Raw genomic sequence first — 21581 nt, 5'->3', positions numbered from 1 at the left:
CTCCTTATTTTTTTACCTTACCATTCTCTCAAACCTTTGTCCTGTTTAGACTAGAGGTGCCTTGTCACCCGCTAAGATCCTCGTCAAGTTTTTACAGCTAGTGCACAAGAAACACTTACCCCGGTTAGGGGATGTACTCAAGCCAATAAAATTGAAGAGTATGGTTTTTCGTCAAGAAAACATTTGTAACTTGCAAGTTTACCCCAACTAAACCATTCATGAAAATCTCAAAAGCTATAGACACAGGTTTGTTTGACCCCAAAATATTAGGACAAGAAATAGCTTCTAAAAAGCCTTGTATTTCTTATCATAGTATGCGTCGCTCTAGTAGGGTCTTGAGGGAGTTTTTACTCTACTACTTTCCACTTTATAATCTTTCTTACAATGACTTTTTTGGATTTTATCCAATTTTAGGTTTTGTAGAAGCTCTTGTTTATGAAACTGATGAAGAAGTCGAGGAAATTCAAAGCAATTGCTGCCCTCAAATTAAAAACTCTCCTTGGACATCTAAGCAGAAAATTATTTTGTCTGTTTTACAAGAAATCAACATAAAACATGAAAAAATTGATTTTTATTTAAAAGATTTAGGAGAGTATTTCGATTTAGAAACTTACTTGCTATCAGGTTATAGTTTCGATGAATCGGCAATTATCAAAGCGGCAGAATTACGCTCTTCTGACTATCGACTTTTACACTCTATTTTAGCTCAGATGTTAAATCTAAATTGCCGAAAAGAAGATATGGTTGAAAATTTGAATTTAATGTTCCCCTTGGAAGTCTTAAATGACATAGAAGACGATTTGATATCTTATGCGGATGACGTCGGAGTAAAACATTATAATACCTACAGGATGTTTGTTAAACTTTACGGAGAAAAAGCCCCCTTTTATTTAAAGAAAAAGTTAGATTATTACGAAAGCCTATTTCACAAGCAGATCGCCGTTTTATCGAGTTTGAAGAAAAAACCTTTCATCCAAGCTTGGAATGCCTATCGCCTGGATCATTCGGTGCCAACAATTCCCGACCCTATTTTTGAGGATTAAAGGCTATTTGTGAAGGAAGAATTATATATCAAATCATTGTATTTTTTACATAAGCACTATAGTTTTTATAAATGATTTGAAAATAGCAAACCTTGCTGTGCAGGCTTTTCAAATTTCTTGGCATTCACGATTCATTTAGACTGACTATAGCAATGACAAAATCCCTGGCATTCCGTCAAATGCGCGTTTTCCTTATAGTCTGGTTCGGACAACGGATATCCCTAATTGGGTCGGGTATGACTAACTTCGCTTTGGGAGTGTGGGTGTACCAGCGTACGGGGTCAGTCACCCAATTCTCTCTAAAACTCCCATTTTCTGGCGCTAGAACTAGACTATTACCCCACTTTCTGGACCAAATAACCAGTTTATAGACAACCTTTTTAAGTTCTTGCTTGAAAGCATTGAGGAGTAACGCAGTGTTTAAACAGTGGCTCAGTCAAATAATGGAACAGCAGCCCAAGAAACGTGTTAAAACCCCTACCGTATTGCAAATGGAAGAAGTAGAATGCGGGGCAGCAGCACTGGGCATCATGCTGGGTTATTACGGACTCTTTGTCCCCCTAGCCAAACTGCGGCAGGAATGTGGCGTTTCTCGCGACGGCAGCCAACCTGCCAGCATCGTCAAAGCTGCCAGACAATACGGCCTGCGGGCAAAAGCCTTTAAAAAGCAAACTTCTCAGCTAGCTAAGATGCGATTACCCGCGATCGCATTCTGGAATTTCAGCCACTTGTTAGTAGTCGAAGGCTTTGAAAAAAACCGAGTTTACATCAACGACCCAGCAACTGGGCCACGCACGGTTTCCTTGCAGGAATTTGACAAGGCATATATTGGGTTTATCCTAGCAATGGAACCGGGGCCGGAGTTCAAGCGCGGGGGACAACGGCCTAGCGTGTTGCGATCGCTCCTACAACGCTTGCAAAGCTCGGTGGGAGCTGTTTCGCTCAGTGTCCTGCTTGGCTTTTTGCTAGTATTTCCAGGACTGGTACTACCTGTTTTCAGTCAAGTATTTGTAGATCAAATCCTCGTTGAAGACCGCACCGACTGGCTGCGTCCATTGCTGCTGGGAATGCTCCTCACCACCCTAATTCAGGCTTTTTTGTTCTCCCAGCAGCGACGCTATTTAAGACAGTTGCAGATTAAATTAGCTGCCAGTATGTCCAGTCAATTTTTCTGGCATATGTTGAAACTCCCTGTGGAATTTTATACCCAACGGTTCCCGGGTGAAATTGGCGGAAGAGTGAAGCTCAACGACAAAGTGGCCCAGGTCATTTCCGGCAGTATGGCAGAGACGATCATCAACATAGTGATGACCATTATTTACCTGTTGGTCATGTTTGCTTATAACCCACTGCTAACAGCGATCGCTCTGGTCTTGGCAGTTGTAAACATTTTGGCGCTGTTCGGAGTCGGAGGTTGGCTAGAAGAAGCTTTCATGGAGCTTGATAAAGACCTTGGCAAGGTGGAAGGGGTAGGTATCGCCGGAATTCAAAGCATGGAAACCTTAAAAGCCTCAGCCCTAGAATCGGACTTTTTTGCCCGATGGTCGGGTTATTTTGCCAAATCAATTAATTCCTATACAAAAATAGCCGTACCCTATGAGATTCTGCAAGTCCTACCTATCTTACTTACAGCATTAACAACCACGCTAGTGCTGACAGTAGGTGGTTGGCAAGTTATGGAAGGGAAGATAACTATCGGGATGTTGGTAGCATTTCAAGCGCTGCTAATAAGCTTTCAGACACCCATCAATCAGTTGATGGGGTTTGGGATGACCCTGCCAACCTTAGCAGGTAATCTAATGCGGTTAGATGACGTACTGGCAAATGATACAGATCCGTTACTTGCAAAAAGCAGTATCGATACCAAAAGTCAGACTTCAAAAGTTACAACTCAAAACCTAAAACATAAAACTTCATCTTCTAACCTGGATTCCTCTACAATTCGCCTGCAAGGACATATCGAACTTCGTAACGTTACTTTTGGGTATGCAAAAGTCAATCGACCCTTAATCGAAAACTTTAGCTGTACGATTAAACCTGGGCGGCGGGTAGCTTTGGTGGGGGGAAGTGGCTCTGGAAAATCGACAGTTGCTAAACTGGTAGCGGGACTTTATGAACCTTGGTCTGGCGAGATTTTGTTTGATGGTAAGCTGAGAAATGCAATCCCCCGTTCGGTGATAATAACGTCGATGGCTACTGTTGAACAAGAAGTTTTCCTATTTTCAGGAAGCGTGCGCGATAACCTAACACTATGGGATACAACAGTTTCTGATTCCCAACTTCGTCGCGCTTGCATTGATGCCAAAATTCAAGATGTAATTCTAGCGATACCGGGTGGCTATAACGGCGAACTATTGGAAGGAGGAGCAAATTTAAGTGGCGGACAACGCCAACGGTTAGAAATTGCGCGATCGCTAATTTATAACCCTTCAATTTTGATTTTGGATGAAGCAACCAGTGCCCTCGATGGAGAAACCGAACAGTTTATCTACAATAACCTGTGGCAACGTGGCTGTAGTTGTTTGATTGTGGCACATCGCCTCAGTTCAATTAAAGACTGCGATGAAATTATCGTATTAGATCGCGGTGTTGTAGTCGAGCGAGGAACGCACCAAGAATTAATGCAAATAGGTGGATTCTACGCTGAACTCGCTCATGGTGAGGAAGAACAAGAAAATGAAGAATGAAAGCACGGCTATGGCTCGTACTAAATTGGTTAGCCAAGATGAGGTATTACTACTGGATGATCCGCAACAGATATGGATGATAGAGTCGGGGCCAGTGGCAATATTCGTTAGCCATATCAGTAAGGGCAGCTTGCAAGGATATAGGCGGTATTTGTTCACAGTAGAAGTTGGTGAAGCCCTATTTGGATTTGCAACGGATATTGCTGATTTATCAAAAGTCAAAAGTCCCAACACTTTATGTATTCTTGCAGTTCCCCTTACAGACTCGACGTTGCTGTCTTCCCATCGTTCAGAATTAGATAACAATCCCGACCCCGATCCCACTTTGCCATCTGCCAGCAATCTTCTAACCGCTTGGTTTAGACAATTGAGTTCCGTATTTGACCTCAGCGGAATTTTGCTACCCGCGCCTGAACTTTCGAGCCATACACCGTGGCAAACTCAACTCACTGTTTTAGACAACTTCCATCAGGAGTTTTTTAGCTGCTTGCAAGAACTAGAACAGCAGTCTCAATTAGAGACTCTGGCGCAGTTTGAAGAACGGGAACGCCTGAACCAATCTGCAACTGTGGGTGCCTTGGCGAATTTTGTTTCTCTAATTGCGCCCAAACAAGCTATTGCTACTTTTATCGGAGATCCCCTCCTAGCAGCCGCAGGAGCCGTAGGACACGCGATGGGGATTGAGATTAAGCCGGCGGGTAAGTCTGAAAATATGCAGCGGGTAAAGGAGCCACTGGAGGCGATCGCCCGTGCTTCCCGGATGCGAATTCGACGGGTACTTCTGACAGAACGTTGGTGGCGAGGCGATTGTGGCCCAATGCTCGCTTATCTTCAAGCAGATAATAACCCAGTGGCGCTACTAATAAATAACAAGCGCAACTATGAAATTTACAACCCGGTAACTGGACAGCGACTTTTATTGAGCGATCGCACTGCTAAATTACTGGCTGCCAATGCCTATATGTTTTATCCACCTTTCCCGGAAAAAAAGATAGATTTGCTAACGCTGTTTCAGTATTCTCTGCGGGGTAGAGGACGGGAAATTCTTAGTATTGTGGTGTTGGGGATTGCTGGGGCTTTAGCGGGTATGGTGGTTCCCCAAGCAACAGGGATCTTAATTGATACTGCCATTCCCGATGCCGATCGCGGGTTGTTGCTTCAGCTCACTTTTGCCTTAGTAGCCGCTAGTTTTGGTGTAGCAGTCTTTCGACTGGCTCAAGGAGTTAATTTGGGTCGGTTTGAAGTCTATTCCGTGTTCAGCTTACAGAGTGCCATGTGGGATCGGCTGCTCAAACTGCGACTTACTTTCTTCCGCCAGTATTCCTCTGGAGAGATGCTGTCCCGCGTTAATGCGATCAATCAAATTCGCGACAAATTGGGCGCTGAAAAGTTAGATATTCTGTTCAGAAGTTTATTTTCCCTGCTAAATTTAGGACTGCTGTTTGTCTACAGTCCACCACTGGCATCTATTGCGGCTGTAATAGTCTTCCTCACTGTTATTGTCACAAGTATTGCTGGTTATTTCAAACGCCAGAAAACTGCTCACCTGGAAGAACTGGAAGGTGAAATTGGCGGACTTACGATTCAGCTAGTCGGCGGAATTTCAAAACTTCGCACTACAGGCGCGGAAGGACGAGCCTTTGCTTATTGGGCGAAGTATTATCAACAGCAACTGAAATTGATGCAGGATAACCAATGGATTGAAGATGCGATCGCTACTTTTAATCTTTTGCAGTCTAACCTAACCCTTATCCTCATTTTTTGGATGACTGCTAGCTTGCTGAATCAGGCACAAACAGATAGGATTACTACCGGAACCTTTCTAGCATTCAATGCGGCGTTTGGTATCTTTATCACAGGAGTAACAACTCTCAGCAACACGCTGATCGATATGTTAGAAATTGGGGTGTTGTGGGAATACGCCAAGCCGATCGTAGACGAATTGCCAGAGGTAGATTTAAATAAAGCAGATCCGGGGCGACTTTCGGGATATGTTAAGTTAGACCACGTTACCTTCCGCTATCGAGAAGATGGGCCATTAAATCTGGATGATGTGACCATCGAAGCCAAGCCGGGTGAGTTTATTGCTTTTGTTGGTCCTTCTGGTAGCGGTAAATCTACCACTCTGCGGATGTTACTGGGTTTCGACGTTCCCGAACAGGGAACTGTCTACTACGACGGACAAGATTTATCGGGTTTAGATGTTGCTGCGGTGCGTCGTCAACTGGGTGTGGTGTTGCAAAACGGGCGCATCAATAGCGAAAGCGTGTTTGAAAATATTAGCGGTGGTGCATTAATCGGTATGGAGGAAGCTTGGGATGCGGCGCGGATGGCAGGGTTTGCCGAAGATATTGAAAATATGCCGATGGGGATACACACGGTGATATCAGAGGGGGGTGCAAACTTATCTGGCGGACAGCGACAACGATTACTAATTGCCCGTGCGTTGGTATTGAAACCGCGAATCATCTTTTTTGATGAGGCGACCAGTGCGTTAGATAATCGTACCCAAGCAATTGTAAGTGAAAGTTTGGATCGTCTGAAGGTGACGCGAATCGCGATCGCCCACCGTCTTAGTACCATTCGTAATGCCGATCGCATCTACGTGATTGAAGCGGGTCGAGTGGTGCAGCAAGGTACTTTTGAGGAGTTAGCTTCTCAGGAGGGTATGTTTGCCAAATTGATAGCGAAGCAAGGAAAGGTGAAAAACTGAAGAAGGGAAAAATTCGATAACTTGCCTCCACAAATTCTACTGTATCTATCAGCCAAAACTGCAATTATTCCACCTTTTTTACCGCTTTTATCCACGCTTTACAATGCGATCGCCCCATCTAAACAAAACCGCCCTCTCCTTAGTTTCAACCATGCCACCTGTACTTACCCAACTCAACAACTTAAAAGTTCTGCAACCACCCGATATAGAGTGGATGGCTCAAACGGGCACTCATAAAAAAGTGTCGGCTGGTACAGTGCTGATTCAAGAGGGTCAGCACTCAGACTCAATTTACTTCATCCTCGACGGTACTGTAGCAGTCTTTATTTCCCAGAACAATTCCGAAGACGATCAAGAAATTGCTCGTTGCAGTAAAGGTGAAATACTTGGCGAGATGTCCTTCATAGACGATCGCCTCCCCTCTGCAACTGTCAAAACCGTAGAGCCCTCTCTGGTATTAGCTTTATCCAAACGACAGTTACAAATAAAGATGGAGCGAGATCCCGATTTTGGGGCTAGACTTTACCAAGAACTGACCGCCATCTTATCCTCCCGCCTACGAAGTCTCTCTAAATTACTAGCGCAGAACAAAATTGTCCCAGGACAAGCATTGCGAAAAGTCTTATTTCTCTTTGCCATCCTTAATGACAATGATATCGACTGGATGGTAACTCGTGGCAAAAAACAAAATGCTCCCGCTGGAACGTCGTTAATTCAACAAGATCAGCCCGTGGAAGCCTTGTACTTTTTGTTACAAGGCAATTTGGCAGTAATATTTTCCATGATGGTAGAGGGAAAACCAGTGGAAAAAGAATTGGCACGACGGGCGAGTGGAGAAATTGTCGGTGAGATGTCTTTTGTAGAAGCAGGGAACGCCTCTGCCAGTATTAAATGTGCTGAGAATTCAGTGGTCTTAGCCGTACCGCAACAGATGTTAAGAGAAAAAATACAACGCGATCGCGGATTTGCAACTCGCTTTTATCGTGCCATTTCTCTCGTGTTAATCGATCGGTTGCGTGAAGGCTTAATACAACGCGGTTTTGGTCAAAAAGCTTACAATCAAGATCAACAATTAGCCGATGACATTGAGTATGAAGATGAAATTCCTCTAGATGTGCTGGAACCAACCCTGCTGGCAGGTACTCGGTTTAAGTGGATGATGAATCGGCTACAACGGAATTAAATTTTATGAGTCCTTCAGATATAAATGACTCCCCCGATCGACAGCAATCTCTCGAATCTGTTGCTTCTCCCGAACGGCTTGACCAACTCATGCAAGTGGTCAAAACCAAAGACTTTATCCCAGCTATAGCCGTGGGGGGATTTATGGTGATGGCGCTAGTTTGGAGCGTGGTTGGTAGAATTCCTATCACCGTGACGGGACAAGGAGTATTGATTTCACCGCAACGAGTTGTAGAATTACAATCACCGATTGCCGGACAACTAGAATCTTTACTCATTAAAGATAATCAATGCGTTAAAAAAGGGGAAATTATAGCGACGATTAAACCCACTGAGTTACAGGAACAACTGAAACTCCAACAAGCTAAACGCCAGCAATTAATTGTACAAAATATAAAAACTAATTCACTTCAAGAGCAGCGTACCCAACTGGAGCAAAAAGAGATCGCAGCAATGAGGGCAAATCTGACCCAACGGTTGCAAGATGTTCAAGCCATGTCTGGGGTTCTCAAGGAGCGAGCTTTAGCTACTATTGGACAGCAACGCCAAACTCTGCAACAACGGTTTCAGAATACGCAGGCATTAGCCTCTGTTTCCAAAGAACGAGAGTTAAGTGCTATTAAACAGCAGCGTCTTTCCCTTGAGGAAAGTCTTCAGGATGTTTCTAAGATCAATCCAGTGCTGAAAAAGAGGCTAGAGACTCGAAAGGATCTTCAAACTGAAGGCGCGATCTCAGAGGATACAGTTTTGGAGGCGGAAAAGGCTTATCGAGAAAACCGTAATCAAATGTCTAGTATTCAAACTCAGTTAAAAGAATTAAGTAGTAAAGAAGTAGGGGTTGATAAATCTTTTCGAGAAAGTCTCAACCAAATTTCTGACATTCAAGCTCAATTGCAGCAACTCAATAGCCAGGAGATTATGGTTGAAAAGTCTTTTAGAGAAAATCGCAGTCAAATTTCAGAAATTCAATCTCAGCTACAAGAGTTAAACACCCGCAGCAAACGTTTGGAACAAGACAATTTACAAGGATCTAACGCTCGAAAAAACGAAATTGCTGAGGGTGATCGCGCCGTTGCCCAACTAGAACAGCAAATTAAGGAGCGTAGCTTCATTCAAAGCCCCCAAAAGGGGTGCATTCTAGAAGTCAGTATTGTAGTTGGACAAGTGGTCAGTCCTGGTATGCGCTTCGGTGCTCTGCAAACTCAAGAGCAAGGGAAAGCTGATATGACTAGCATCGCCTACTTTGATGTGAAAAATGGTAAACGGATCAAGCCAGGAATGAAGATTCAAATTACACCCGATACGGTCAAGCGGGAGCGATTTGGAGGTATTGTTGCAGTGGTAAAATCCGTGTCTGCCTATCCTGTTACATCAACCAGAGCCGCTTCAAAATTGGGTAATGCTGAACTGGCAGATAGACTCACCGAAAAAACCGCCAAGGTGGAGGTGATTGCAGAGTTAATATCAGAACCCAGTAATGTTAGTGGCTACAAGTGGTCATCGTCGAAGGGACCCGATATGAAATTGACACCGGGAACTACGACAGCGCTGCGGGTGAAGGTGGAAGAACAAGCGCCGATTACCTTTTTGCTACCGTTCTTACGCGAGTGGAGCGGAATTCAATAGAGGATAGCTGCTAATAAATTTATTTTTGCCAACGTAGTTTTGGAGTTGACCTGACATGAGTACGTTAAATTCTCAAGATTTCCAATCGCAAGACCACTCTGAAGAAAACTTAGAAGGGGTTCCCATTACCTTTGCGTCGGCGATTGCTAGACTCAAAAACTTAGCTCTTGAGGAGTTCGATCGAGAAATTGCTCAAAAGCAGCTTTACTATCACACTCGCGAGCATATTAATAACGTACAGCACCGAGCGAACATTATTTTTCAAGCCATCCGTCCTTATTGGGAAACCTCCCTAAAGGACAATGCTGCGCCCGAATATATGGCACGAATGCAACTCCTACTAGATATTTGTGCAACTGCCCATGATATGCTGCAACTTTTTGTTCCTGAAACCCAACCTCACAAGTCCAGACGACGCGAGATGGGTGTAAGTGAGACAGCAACAATTGAAAAGTTGTTTGAATACATTGATATTCTAAATCAAGAGCAAGGCGACGAGAATCTAAATAGTCTTGCACGGTTCTCGGATGCAGATTTAGTGATTATTCGAGACGCAATCGAAGCCACCATTTGCATATACGAGCCATCCGAGCAAGCGATTTATCAACCTGCTCTTTATGACTCCAGCAAACCTCTATCAGCTCTAGCGATAATTATTGCCTTAGCGGATATTGGAGCATTGGGAATGGAAGGAGTAGCAGCCTATGAGCGAGAAGGTAGTCTTTTGTTCTTAGAAGAAAATCCCGATGTCATTCCCATCTTATTAAATCATAAAACTTTGGCTTCGGAGAATCCAGAACTTTACGAGAATATCCGGCAGCGCCTTCTGAGGCGTGCTCGCTTCCAAATCAGCTTTGCCAAGTCACGGCTGACTCGATATGCCAGTGAGATTGAACATTTGCCAGCAGACGCAATTCAAATTCTGACTTATGAGGTCTTTCAATATTTAAATCCGAAAACAATTCAAGAGATAGATTCAAAAACTCCTACCGCCGAAGATACACCACTTGAAGTATTGATTACATTCTTCAAGCTGGAGCATTACATAAATAGTATAATTGAAAAGACAGGTGTTGAGAACGAGTTCACCATTTCTGGTCACAATGTCCAGATTATCCTTGACACTCCTAGGGAATGAGTGTAACCTTAAATAGGGACTATTGTATTAGGTACTATCGTCAAAAAGTTAGCAAATTTTAAACTATTTTTTGGTGTATTTTTTAATCTTCAAGCCTTCTGTATTTATACCTACTATTTGAGGAAGCAACAAGCACTACAATGTTAATGTTACTCTTCTATATTGGAAAAGACTCCTATGCCATCGAGAGTTCTCGCGTGGTAGAAGTAATTCCTAGAGTACCTCTCAGGAAGATCAATCATGTACCAGATTATGTCGCAGGATTGTTTAACTACCGAGGTAAAATCGCACCTGTTATTGACCTTTGCCATCTGATTCAGGGGAAACCAAGCGGCTTTAAATTGAGTACGCGGATTATTATGGTCAGCTCTTCCACTAACGATAATACGCTGCAATACCTTGGATTGATGGCGGAACGGGTAATCAAGACATTGGATAAGCCAGAAACTGAATTAGTAAATTCCGATGCTCGCATGAACGTAGCACCTTACTTAGGCGGAATGATTCTCGATCAAAACGGCATGATTCAGCGAATTCACCTGGATCAGCTATTCACTGATGCACGACACCTTTATTTAGCAGCAGGAGCGCCAAATACAGATGAGCCTAGCAAAAATTGAAACCTTGTTAAGTCAAAAAATTGGAATTGCCGCTAATATCATCGGCTCTCACAAAATTGCCAAAGCCGTCCAAACTCGTCAAACAGCTTGTGGCTTACCCGATTTAGATACTTATTTCAAAGTTTTACAAACCTCACGCCAAGAATTAGAAGAACTCATAGAAAAAATTGTAGTTCCAGAAACCTGGTTTTTTCGCGATCGCAAACCCTTTGATTTGCTCATCAACTACGTCCGCTCTGAATGGTTAAAGAAATCAGGTTCGACCAAACTGCGTCTGTTAAGCGTACCATGCTCCAGTGGCGAAGAACCTTATTCAATGGCGATCGCGCTACTGGAGGCTGGCTTGTCTGTAAATCGGTTCAGCATTGATGCGATCGACATTAGCAAACAGGCGATCGCCAAAGCGCAGCGAGGCATTTATGGGAAAAACTCATTTCGGGGCGAAGACTGGATTGAGCGAGATCGTTATTTTCAACAAACAGTAGCAGGCTATGAAATTATTGCACCCGTTCGGAATATAGTCAATTTCCGCCAGGGCAATCTTTTAGATATCTTTAACACTAGCGAAACCAAGTATAACATTATTTTCTGTCGTAATCTATTAATTTATTTGGAACCCACTGCTTCTACTCAAGTCTTCAATACCCTGGATCGTTTGTTAATTCCGAACGGATTACTTTTCGTCGGAGCGGCTGAAACCGGAAAAGTCCCCAGCCATCCCTTTATGTCGATTCGACAATCCTTTACATTTGCTTACCGAAAATCTGATATCATGCAATTGCAGTCGCCATTGATAGAGACTTCAGCATCTACTAAATTAAAGCAAAGCTTACCGTTGAACAAAACTCACATAACCCAGATTAAACAGTCGCGAACTCTAGCAGGTAATACCTCCTCTACCGCGATCGTTACCCGTCAGTCTACTTCTCAATTGCCTTCTAAAGCAATCCAATCAACAGAGAAAGTCAGCAGCACCAAAACTCATTCGGGGCTGGAACTGGCTCGACAATTAGCGGATGTCGGGCAAGTAGAAAAGGCAATTAATCATTGCCAAGAATATTTGGCAGGCAACTCTACTAATGTTGAAGCGTATACTTTACTGGGTACATTGTATCAAGCAAAAACTGAAAATGCTCAAGCTGAGCGATGTTTTCAGAAAGCACTTTACCTTAATCCTAACTGCTACGAAGCCCTGATACATCTATCTCTTTTGAAAGAACATCGTGGCGATATTGTGGGTGCAGAAATTCTTAAGCAGCGAGTTCAAAAGATACAGCAAACTCCCCAATGATGGGAATAACAATGAGGCAGTATTTATGGTGAATAACGTGTTCAAAGATCAATCTTTACAAGGTCGCATTAAAACTGCTTTCAATTTCATGGGAGCATTGGTTCTGATCGTAGCGCTAGTAGGCTTAATCTCTACAATTCGCTTAAGTGGCAACATCGATACCTTAAGTAATAATAGTTTGCCGAGCCTGGTTGGATTGTGGAAAGTCAACGAAGGCCAAACCCAGATTGAATCGTCAGAACGAGCTTTATTGATTGCTGGACTAACCGCCCAGGAACGACAAGCTGAGTTAGAGCGAATCAAAAAAGCTTGGAATCAGATCGATGAAGGGTTTAAGCAATATGAAGCAACTCCTCGAACGGAAGAAGAGAATAGAAACTATAAAAACCTCCAGAGTAACTGGGATAGATGGAAAAGCGGTCATGAAGATTTTCTCAAATTCAACCAGCAATTTGAAAGTTTAGGAATTCTGCATCCCTATGCCAGAGAAGTGGAGTTGCTGGGTCAAAATCCAAATAACTCTATAGAAATAGCAAAGGCTCGAAATGCCGCTAATATTTTAGAGCAGCTACGCGATCGTGCCAAGACAAATCGTGTCTCCTTTGAGACTGCAACAGCAGCGCTTGTAGAGGCACTGAAAATTAATGAAGACACTGCTACTCTAGCAGAAAAAAATGCCACTCAAGCTATTAGCCAATCACAGTTTTGGACAATTGTTGCTATGCTGCTCGGCCCTGGGGTAGCAATTCTTTTAGGACGATTTCTCAGTAATGCGCTGATTCAGAGCTTGCAACAGTCAGTGGTGCAAATCACAACCTCTGCAACTCAAATTGCAGCATCTGGTAAAGAATTGGAGGCCACTGTTGCTGAACAACTTGCTTCCACGAACGAAGTCACCGCCACTGCACAGGAAATTGCTGCAACCTCCAGAACTTTGGTAAAGACAATGGAACAAGTTGCTGGGATGGCTCAAACAACCGCCATCTCTGCAAACGACAGTCAGGATGAACTCGCCGAGATGGAAAATGTCATGAGGCAACTGGTGGACGCAACGACTTCTATCTCCTCCAAACTAGGAGTCATGAATAAAAAAGCCGGAAACATCAGCAATGTTGTGACCACAATCACAAAGGTCTCAGACCAAACCAGCCTCCTGTCACTGAATGCAGCTATCGAAGCAGAAAAAGCGGGAGAATATGGTGCGGGCTTTGCGGTTGTTGCGCGAGAAATTCGACGACTTGCCAATCAGACGGCAGTCGCTACGCTCGAAATTGAGCAAATCGTAAAAGATATGCAATCGGCGGTTACGGTTGGTGTGATGGAAATGGATAAATTCAACCACTCGGTGAGCAATAGTGTAGATCGAGTCAGCAAGATTAGCGACCAAGTTGCGAAAGTCATCACTCAAGTACAGAGTTTGCCACCTCGATTTGAACAAGTCAGTCAAAGCATTGAAGACCAATCGGAGGGGGCGCAGCAAATTAGCGAGGCAATGGAGCAACTCGGTCAAGCTTCCCATCAAACAGTGGATGCTTTACGTGAAACGAATAGTGCCTTGGAACAACTGGATGATGCAGCCCAAGGATTACGGAAAGAGATCTCCCACTCTAAGACTTATCGGTAAAGACGATTAACTATAGCCTTTCTCAGTAACATGAGGTGTTCATAGGGCATTGGGCATAGGCATTGGACTCGCCCCCATACCTCACAACGCTTGACAACCGCTATAGAAGGAATAAGGAAGAAGAGCGAGGTGAAGAATGCTTATACAGCAAACTGTTTAGCCCGACATTACGTTTAATTAGGTGAATTTACTTAACAATTAAATTAGTTATGACTAACCCTTGGAGTGAACCATTGACTGTAGAAAGCTCCCTGAATGACTGCTGGAATCAAATTGGGGTAATGGGCGATCGGTCATGCGGTCAACTAGCAACTGTGATACATTGCTATGAATGCCCAGTTTATGCAGAAGCTGGCGATAGTTTGCTAGAACGCGAACCACCACTGAATTACTTAGACGAGTGGCTCAATATTCTGGCAGAAACACCCGTAGACCACGAGGACGTAGAAGGCGATGAAATAGTCATCCACAGAGCAGAAGCTATTTCGGTCATGATCTTTCGACTTGGGAATGAGCGATTAGCTCTTCCAGTCCGAATTCTGCAAGAAGTCACCCCTCCTTGTGTCATTCAACCTCTGCCCCATCGCAGCAACGAGTTATTTTTGGGATTGGTGAATATTCGCGGGGAAACGTTGCTTTGTGCTTCCCTGAGTCATTTGTTGAATTTAGAACCGGCTAAGGAGACTTCCTCCACTGTCACATCCGCCAATGCCAAACGAATGATGATGGCAGGGCAGGGAAACGATAAGTGGGTCTTTCCGGTTGATGAAGTTCATGGAGTTTACCGCTTCCACCTAAATGAATTACGAGATGCCCCTATTGTGATTACTAAAGCCACTGAGGCTTACACCCAGGGAATTATTCATTGGCATGGCAATCAAGTCAATTATCTCGATTCGGAATTGTTGTTCTACACTCTCAATCACAAAATTTTGTAGCAGAACACGGAGCGGATTATGAGCGATCACTCGAAGTTGGAGCTATTTCGTCAGGAAGTTGAAACTCAGGTCATCATCCTAAAGGAAGTGCTTTCTATACTCAAAACGCAACCATTCTCTATGCTCGAACTTGGGCAAGCAATTCAGGCAGCCCACTCGGTATGGGGAACTGCTCGAATTGTAAAGATGGAGGCGATTTCCAATCTGGCGCAACTCATTAAGGAGTGTTTGATTACCGCTCAGAACAAGACTGTTACCCTAGGTGATGAGCAAATTGATGTCTTACTTCATGCGGGCGATTTGCTTTTGGGTATGAGCCAAGTGACAGAGGAGGAGCTTGAGCGGTGGATGAGGGAGCATTCCTGGGATTTGGCAACGACCCAAAAAGCTATTTCGATCGTCTTGTCCTCTGAAGTTAACATGATGGCTGTTTCTTCAGTTCAGGCGAACGAAGGGGTTACTGATGTGTCTTCATTTAGTCAGGACACAACTGAGCAGACGACATCTTCTGAGTCTGTACCAAAGACAACTTTAGTTGTCCCTTCTGAACTTATCCCTTCTGAACTTATCCCTTCTGATAACGCAGGACACGAAGAAAGGGCGATCGCCCTTTCCTCCAACCCCACTATCACAACAACGCCTACAGTATCCCCAGATGTAAGAGCGGCAGCGGATACTACAAAAACCTCTACAGCACCCGCAGTTGTGTCAGCGGCACTGGATACTACAAAAACAACGCCTACAGCACCCCCAGATGTAACAGCGACGCTGACTGGCGATGACTCCATGATGGACTTATTTCGCCTGGAAGCAGAAGCACAGGTTGCTATCTTGAATCAGGGATTGCTGGCATTGGAAAGCAATTCTCAATCGACGCAGGCATTGGAAACATTAATGCGAGCAGCCCACTCGATTAAGGGGGCTGCTCGCATTGTTGGACTCGATGCGTTAGTCAATATAGCTCATGTGATGGAGGACTGTTTTGTGGCAGCACAGAACAAGACAGTGGTACTGAATGCCGATTGCGTCGATGTGCTGCTTCAAGGTGTGGATTTGCTCGAAGGTATCGGTCAAGTAAGCGATGCAGAATTAGCGAGTTGGTTAGCAGAACATAATGCCGAATTTGAAATAACAAGAGGGGCGATCGCTGCTCTTTTGACCCCTGGAGCTGCACCCCAACTAGATCGCGGGGGAGTTAGAGATGGAGAAGAGGAAAATATAGTTTCTCAGTCCCGTGTTTCAGTCGCTTCTACAGTTTCCGAATCATCCCTAGAAATTTCCAACCAATCTAGCATTCAGTCCACATCTTCATCTACCGCGATCGCGATCAATCAAGCTGAAGCATCGCCATCAGGCGTGATGGTACAGGAAAGTCCAGAGCGGGGTAAATCTTCCTCTTCAGCATCAGAACACGCGGCTACTCAAGATCGCGTAGTGCGAGTCAGTGCTGAGAACTTAAATCGAATTATGGGGCTCGCAGGTGAGTCACTGATTGAAGCCAACTGGCTGCAACCCTATGCAGACTCCATGATGTCCCTGAAACGGCGGATGGTCGAAATTTCCAGAACGCTAGAACAGTTGCAGGATAGCCTTGAGCGCGGTGTCTATCAGCCAGAAGGAAAGGAGTATCTAGAAGCAGCAAGAAACCAAGAACAAGAGTGTCTAGACTTTCTGGGCGAGCGCTTGGGGGAACTGGAGCTATATGCCCAACGGACTGCTAATCTGTCTGATCGTCTCTACCGGGAAGTCATTACCTCGCATATGCGTCCCTTTGTGGATGGCGTACAAGGCTTTCCGCGCATGCTCCGCGACTTGGGACGCAAGTTGAATAAGCAAGTTAGGTTAGAAATTGTAGGTAAGGCAACGCCGGTCGATCGCGACATTCTCAAAAAGCTGGAAGCTCCCCTGACTCATATCTTGCGAAATGCAACGGATCACGGAATTGAACTACCAGACGAACGGATTGCTGTTGGAAAATCGGCTGAAGGTATGATTCGACTGGAGGCATTTCATCGGGGTGGAATGCTAGCAATTACCATTTCCGACGATGGGCGAGGTATCAATCCAGAGCAGTTGCGCCAAAAGGTGATTAACAAAAACCTGGCAACTTCGGAAATGGCAGCCCAGCTCACCCATGCTGAATTGATGGAGTTTCTCTTTTTACCTGGATTCTCCACCGCTAAACAGGTAACGGAAATCTCTGGAAGAGGTGTGGGTCTGGATATTGCTAAAAGTATGGCACAAGAGGTGGGCGGGACGGTGCGTGCCATGTCTCAATCTGGCAAAGGAACGAGTTTCCACTTTCAACTTCCACTAACGCTGTCGGTGGTTCGCACGCTGTTGGTGGAAATTTCTGGCAGACCGTATGCGGTGCCGCTGGCTCGCATCGATCAGATCGTCATGGTGGACCGATCGCACATTTCGGAGGTGGAAAATCGCCAATACTTTACGATGAATCAACAAAATATTGGTTTAATCGCTGCCCATCAAGTTCTAGAATTACCTGAACCACCACCTAATCCAGGTTCGCTCTCTGTGGTTGTGATCAGCGATCAATCGAATCCCTATGGTTTAGTGGTGGACAAGTTTCTAGGTGAGCGCGATTTAGTGGTTCGACCACTCGATCCGCGTTTAGGCAAAGTACCCGATATTAGCGCCACATCTCTGATGGGAGATGGATCGCCGATTCTAATCATTGATATATCTGATATGGTGCGATCGATCGATGCTATCCTCAACGCCGGACGATTAACAAAGGTGGGAGGCGAGGTAACTGAAGTCGTTAAAGACAAACGCAAGAAAGTTTTGGTAGTGGATGACTCGATCACGGTGCGGGAAATGGAACGTAAGCTGCTAGAAAATCGCGGCTATAGCGTGGATATTGCTGTCAATGGGATGGAGGGATGGAATGCTGTTCGGACTAACCACTACGATTTAGTGATTAGTGATATTGATATGCCACGCATGAATGGGATTGAACTGGTGAAGCAAATGAAGAACCATTCCCGTTTGTATTCCATTCCTGTGATTATTGTGTCTTATCGCGATCGCGAGGAGGATCGGATTCAGGGCTTAGAAGCGGGTGCAGATTACTACCTAACTAAAAGTAGTTTTCATGATGCCACCCTGATTGATGCCGTCGTGAATTTAATTGGGCGTTGATAAGTAGAATGAAGAAGGCAGAAGGAAGAAGGCATAGACACCGAGCTTTTGACCCAGCCCAAAAACGGATACCGTGCCACGTACTTAAGTCGTGGAAAGATAAAAAATTTAGACCAAAGTTCAATATCCCTGATTTATCTGTGGGGTAAATCTAAAATCTAAAATCTAAAATCTAAAATCGACTGACTCATCCGTGTTTTACGTTTAATTTAGGGGGATCTGCTTATGAGAATTGCAATTGTTAATGATTTGGCGATCGCCACTGCTGCACTCCGACGGGTTTTGCAGACAGTTTCTGACTACCAGGTGATTTGGACTGCACGGGATGGAGCAGAAGCAGTTGCTAAGTGCGCTCAAGATACGCCAGACATGATCTTAATGGATTTGTTGATGCCTGTCATGGATGGAGTAGAAGCAACCCGTCAGATTATGAAACACTCTCCCTGCCGTATTCTTATTGTTACAGCCAGTGCTAAAAAAAATCTTGCCCAAGTTTATGAAGCGATGGGACACGGTGCTTTAGATGCAGTTGATACGCCCGTTTTGAGTGGAGCAGACAGCGCTAAAACAGCCAACCAGCTACTCGCTAAAGTTGCCACAATTCGCAAACTGCTAAAACAGCCTTCCTCAACAAAGATACAGGTAAAAAAGTCTCCGTCGTCGCTTCAATTGGAGCGACAAAGTGGGCTTTCCTCTCAATTGGAGCGACAAAGTGGACTTTCCTCTCAATTGGAGCGACAAAGTGGACTTTTATCTACTGTATCTACAATCCCCTTAGTGGCGATCGGATCGTCTACAGGTGGCCCGAAAGCATTAGCAACCATCCTTTCGCAGCTACCTGCTAGCTTTGGTGCCGCGATCGCGATTGTCCAACACGTAGATGCTCAGTTTTCTAGTGGATTCGTTGATTGGTTGAGACAACAAACAGTATTGCCCATAAGAATTGCGGTTGCGGGCGATCGATTAGTACAAGGGACGGTTTTAGTGGCAGGTACTAACGATCATCTATATTTAAAACCGGACTTGACTCTTGGCTACACCAAAGAGCCGATCGATTATCCCTATCGTCCATCAGTTGACGTATTTTTCAAGAGTCTTTCTCAACATTGGACGCGCAAGGGAACCGCTGTGCTGCTAACTGGAATGGGTCGAGATGGAGCGGAGGGATTAAGCGTATTGAAGCTTCAAGGTTGGCACACTATTGCTCAAGATAAGGACAGTTGTGTGGTATATGGAATGCCTAAAGCAGCGGTAGAATTGAATGCTGCTGTAGAGGTTTTATCACCAGATGCGATCGGCACTACCCTCCGCCAAAATATGACACTAAACCGCTAATTAAGTAAATAAGTAGTTGCACAGAATTAATTACACAAAATAGAATCTGAAATTCTCTTTTTGTGAGCTTTACAAAATTATATCTGTGTAAATATTTCTCTCCATGTACTTACATCTAATAAAACGTCAAACACGGATTAGTTAAAAGCTCGCTCTGTATACCGACTTTCTTCTTTTTACCACTTATGACAACTTTGATACACGAGCAAATAACAGTTTTATTAATTGACGATCAACCCATAATTAGTGAAGCCATTCGTCGAATGTTAGCTTCCGAACAGGATATCGTATTTCACTACTGTAGCGATCCGACTCAAGCTTTTGACTTTGCCGAGGAGTGCCAGCCAACTGTCATCCTGCAAGACCTGGTTATGCCCCAAATCGATGGCTTGCTGTTAGTCCGATTTCTAAGATCCAAAGACACTTTCACCTGCAATATTCCGCTGATTGTGCTGTCCAGTAAAGAAGACCCTACTATCAAAGCTAAGGCCTTTGAACTAGGCGCCAATGACTATTTAGTAAAACTGCCAGATCGCATGGAACTGATCGCTCGCATTCGCTATCACTCAAATGCCTATTTGAATTTCCTCAAACGACAGGAAGCTGAAGGACTCTTTAAAGCTGAAATTTTACGTCAAGCAGCATATATTGAGCAGGTGGGTAAGGTGACAAGTGCTGCTTCTGAGGTGGAGCGAGATGCCTTTCAACCCGATGCACTAACAGAGGTTGCTAAACGCAGCGACGAACTAGGACAACTGGCACGAGTCTTTACTCACATGGTCAATACTGTCAAAGCACGAGAGAAGGAATTGACTCGGGCAAATCAAAATTTGGAACAGCTTCTGACAGCTTATGGTCGCTTCGTTCCTCATGAATATTTGCGCTTTCTGCGGAAGAAAAGCATTACTGATGTGCAATTAGGAGATCACGTCAGCAAAGTTATGGCGGTGATGTTTTCTGACATTCGCTCCTTTACTACGCTTTCTGAAACTATGACTCCCAAAGAAAATTTTGCTTTTGTCAATACTTATTTGCAGCAAGTTAGTCCAGAAATCCGTACCAATCATGGCTTGATTGTCAAGTTTCTGGGGGACGGTATGATGGCAGTTTTTCCAGATGGAGGCAATGATGCTTTGGCGGCGGGCGTTGCTATGTTTAGAGTCGTTGAGCAATTTAATCAGGGACGACTTCAGGCAGGTGAGCAACCTATTAAGATTGGGATTGGTATTCATGTGGGTCACATGATGCTGGGCATGGTCGGCGAAGAGAACCGGATGCAGGGTGATGCTTTTTCTGACAATGTTAATTTAACGGCACGGTTGGAAGGGTTAACGAAGTTTTACGGCGTTTCTCTGTTGATTTCTCAGCAAGCGCTAGACGATTCAACTAATGCCGATGAATATCAATTGCGCTTTTTAGACCGGGCGATTGTGAAGGGTCGAAATGAGGCGATCGCGGTTTATGAGGTGCTGGATGCAGAACATGAGGAGGTCAGGGTATTGAAGTTGAAAACAAAACCGGATTTTGAACAAGGATTGAAATTATATCGGCAGAAGGATAAGCTGGAAGCTGCGAGAGACTGTTTTGAGAAGGTGATTGCTGTACATCCTTCTGATAAAACTGCTCTCCTTTATTTGGAGAGGATTGAGCAATTGATGAGGGAGGGTGTGCCAGAACACTGGAATGGTGTTTGGAGTTTTACGGAAAAGTGATTTGAGGGCGGTCGCTGTTCCTTCATGTGAGCGATCGCTGTTCTTTGAACAAGACGGCAAGCAAGCGGGTAACGCAGAAACATCGGGCAATCGCAGCCAAGTGAGGATTGCAGCAGTACAGTAAACCGTAATGTTAATTCGATGGGAAATTTAAAAGTATTGAGGGGTCACAATTCTAACGTGAACCATGAAATCCGAATTAATATAACCAACAAGTTTTCAGGCAAAACAAAGCTTTCCTTAAATCTTTGATAGGTAGGGGTTTCAGGTGATTTTATCCCCTTGGACGTATTTTCGTTGTCTATTGTCTAGCAAGGGTTTTAACCCTATGAACTGTGAAAATTTGTTTAAGCCCCGCTAAGAGACAAGTTGTGACATAGTGTGCAACTATTTTTTGCCGATATTCACTTAACCTGAGTTGGATAGGTTATGCAAGATCCGACTTTTCCGACTTTACGATCCGACTTTTCCGACTGACAAAGGCGGGGGAGAGGAACTATAATAGAGATC

13 protein-coding genes are annotated in these 21581 nt (G+C 44.4%); all 13 read left to right on the top strand.

The features are described from left to right. Window positions 1-218 precede the first annotated feature (218 nt). On the top strand, window positions 219-1043 hold the full coding sequence (locus QUA40_RS21560; protein WP_333129593.1) for a hypothetical protein: 825 nt from the start codon (window positions 219-221) through the stop codon (window positions 1041-1043). A 416-nt stretch (window positions 1044-1459) separates the two neighbouring features. After that, entirely contained in the window at window positions 1460-3730 is a 2271-nt protein-coding gene (locus QUA40_RS21555; RefSeq protein WP_333129591.1) for an NHLP family bacteriocin export ABC transporter peptidase/permease/ATPase subunit, read from the top strand. Next, window positions 3720-6443 carry an NHLP bacteriocin export ABC transporter permease/ATPase subunit gene (locus QUA40_RS21550; RefSeq protein WP_333129589.1) on the top strand — a complete coding sequence of 908 codons (2724 nt, stop codon included), beginning with the start codon at window positions 3720-3722 and terminating at the stop codon, window positions 6441-6443. Before QUA40_RS21555 ends, QUA40_RS21550 begins: the two co-directional genes overlap by 11 nt. A 151-nt stretch (window positions 6444-6594) precedes the next feature. Further along, complete coding sequence (locus QUA40_RS21545) at window positions 6595-7626, top strand: cyclic nucleotide-binding domain-containing protein (RefSeq protein WP_333129587.1); 1032 nt, start codon at window positions 6595-6597, stop codon at window positions 7624-7626. A 5-nt stretch (window positions 7627-7631) separates the two neighbouring features. Beyond that, a complete protein-coding gene (locus tag QUA40_RS21540; protein WP_333129584.1) occupies window positions 7632-9251 on the top strand; it encodes an NHLP bacteriocin system secretion protein in 1620 nt (539 codons plus the stop codon). Between the two features lie 55 nt (window positions 9252-9306). Next, entirely contained in the window at window positions 9307-10389 is a 1083-nt protein-coding gene (locus QUA40_RS21535) for a hypothetical protein (RefSeq protein WP_333129582.1), read from the top strand. Window positions 10390-10529: 140 nt separating this feature from the next. After that, window positions 10530-11009, top strand: a complete 480-nt coding sequence (locus QUA40_RS21530) for a chemotaxis protein CheW (protein WP_333129580.1) — start codon at window positions 10530-10532, stop codon at window positions 11007-11009. Then, window positions 10990-12300, top strand: coding sequence for a CheR family methyltransferase (locus tag QUA40_RS21525; protein ID WP_333129577.1), 1311 nt, complete (start codon window positions 10990-10992; stop codon window positions 12298-12300). Before QUA40_RS21530 ends, QUA40_RS21525 begins: the two co-directional genes overlap by 20 nt. A 25-nt stretch (window positions 12301-12325) precedes the next feature. Continuing rightward, window positions 12326-13924, top strand: a complete 1599-nt coding sequence (locus QUA40_RS21520) for a methyl-accepting chemotaxis protein (protein WP_333129575.1) — start codon at window positions 12326-12328, stop codon at window positions 13922-13924. Window positions 13925-14133: 209 nt separating this feature from the next. Then, complete coding sequence (locus QUA40_RS21515) at window positions 14134-14862, top strand: chemotaxis protein CheW (RefSeq protein WP_333129574.1); 729 nt, start codon at window positions 14134-14136, stop codon at window positions 14860-14862. An 18-nt stretch (window positions 14863-14880) separates the two neighbouring features. Further along, window positions 14881-18024: a hybrid sensor histidine kinase/response regulator gene (locus QUA40_RS21510; RefSeq protein ID WP_333129572.1), complete on the top strand. Its 3144-nt coding sequence runs from the start codon at window positions 14881-14883 to the stop codon at window positions 18022-18024. A gap of 225 nt (window positions 18025-18249) precedes the next feature. Further along, window positions 18250-19359, top strand: coding sequence for a chemotaxis response regulator protein-glutamate methylesterase (locus tag QUA40_RS21505; RefSeq protein ID WP_333129569.1), 1110 nt, complete (start codon window positions 18250-18252; stop codon window positions 19357-19359). Between the two features lie 185 nt (window positions 19360-19544). Next, window positions 19545-21071: a response regulator gene (locus QUA40_RS21500; protein ID WP_333129567.1), complete on the top strand. Its 1527-nt coding sequence runs from the start codon at window positions 19545-19547 to the stop codon at window positions 21069-21071. Window positions 21072-21581: the final 510 nt, after the last annotated feature.

This window comes from Microcoleus sp. Pol11C3 (assembly GCF_036701485.1).
Taxonomy (GTDB): domain Bacteria; phylum Cyanobacteriota; class Cyanobacteriia; order Cyanobacteriales; family Microcoleaceae; genus Microcoleus.
Note: the sequence above shows the minus strand (reverse complement) of the source record. Positions and strands in the feature narration are given on the sequence as shown.

Bases quoted from the DNA above. Each gene is read 5' to 3' on its own strand.
- QUA40_RS21510 (WP_333129572.1), top strand. From the start codon at position 14,881: ATGAGCGATCACTCGAAGTTGGAGCTATTTCGTCAGGAAGTTGAAACT.
- QUA40_RS21500 (WP_333129567.1), top strand. From the start codon at position 19,545: ATGACAACTTTGATACACGAGCAAATAACAGTTTTATTAATTGACGAT.
- QUA40_RS21515 (WP_333129574.1), top strand. From the start codon at position 14,134: ATGACTAACCCTTGGAGTGAACCATTGACTGTAGAAAGCTCCCTGAAT.
- QUA40_RS21535 (WP_333129582.1), top strand. From the start codon at position 9,307: ATGAGTACGTTAAATTCTCAAGATTTCCAATCGCAAGACCACTCTGAA.
- QUA40_RS21525 (WP_333129577.1), top strand. From the start codon at position 10,990: ATGAGCCTAGCAAAAATTGAAACCTTGTTAAGTCAAAAAATTGGAATT.
- QUA40_RS21545 (WP_333129587.1), top strand. From the start codon at position 6,595: ATGCCACCTGTACTTACCCAACTCAACAACTTAAAAGTTCTGCAACCA.
- QUA40_RS21505 (WP_333129569.1), top strand. From the start codon at position 18,250: ATGAGAATTGCAATTGTTAATGATTTGGCGATCGCCACTGCTGCACTC.
- QUA40_RS21530 (WP_333129580.1), top strand. From the start codon at position 10,530: ATGTTAATGTTACTCTTCTATATTGGAAAAGACTCCTATGCCATCGAG.
- QUA40_RS21540 (WP_333129584.1), top strand. From the start codon at position 7,632: ATGAGTCCTTCAGATATAAATGACTCCCCCGATCGACAGCAATCTCTC.
- QUA40_RS21550 (WP_333129589.1), top strand. From the start codon at position 3,720: ATGAAGAATGAAAGCACGGCTATGGCTCGTACTAAATTGGTTAGCCAA.
- QUA40_RS21560 (WP_333129593.1), top strand. From the start codon at position 219: ATGAAAATCTCAAAAGCTATAGACACAGGTTTGTTTGACCCCAAAATA.
- QUA40_RS21520 (WP_333129575.1), top strand. From the start codon at position 12,326: ATGGTGAATAACGTGTTCAAAGATCAATCTTTACAAGGTCGCATTAAA.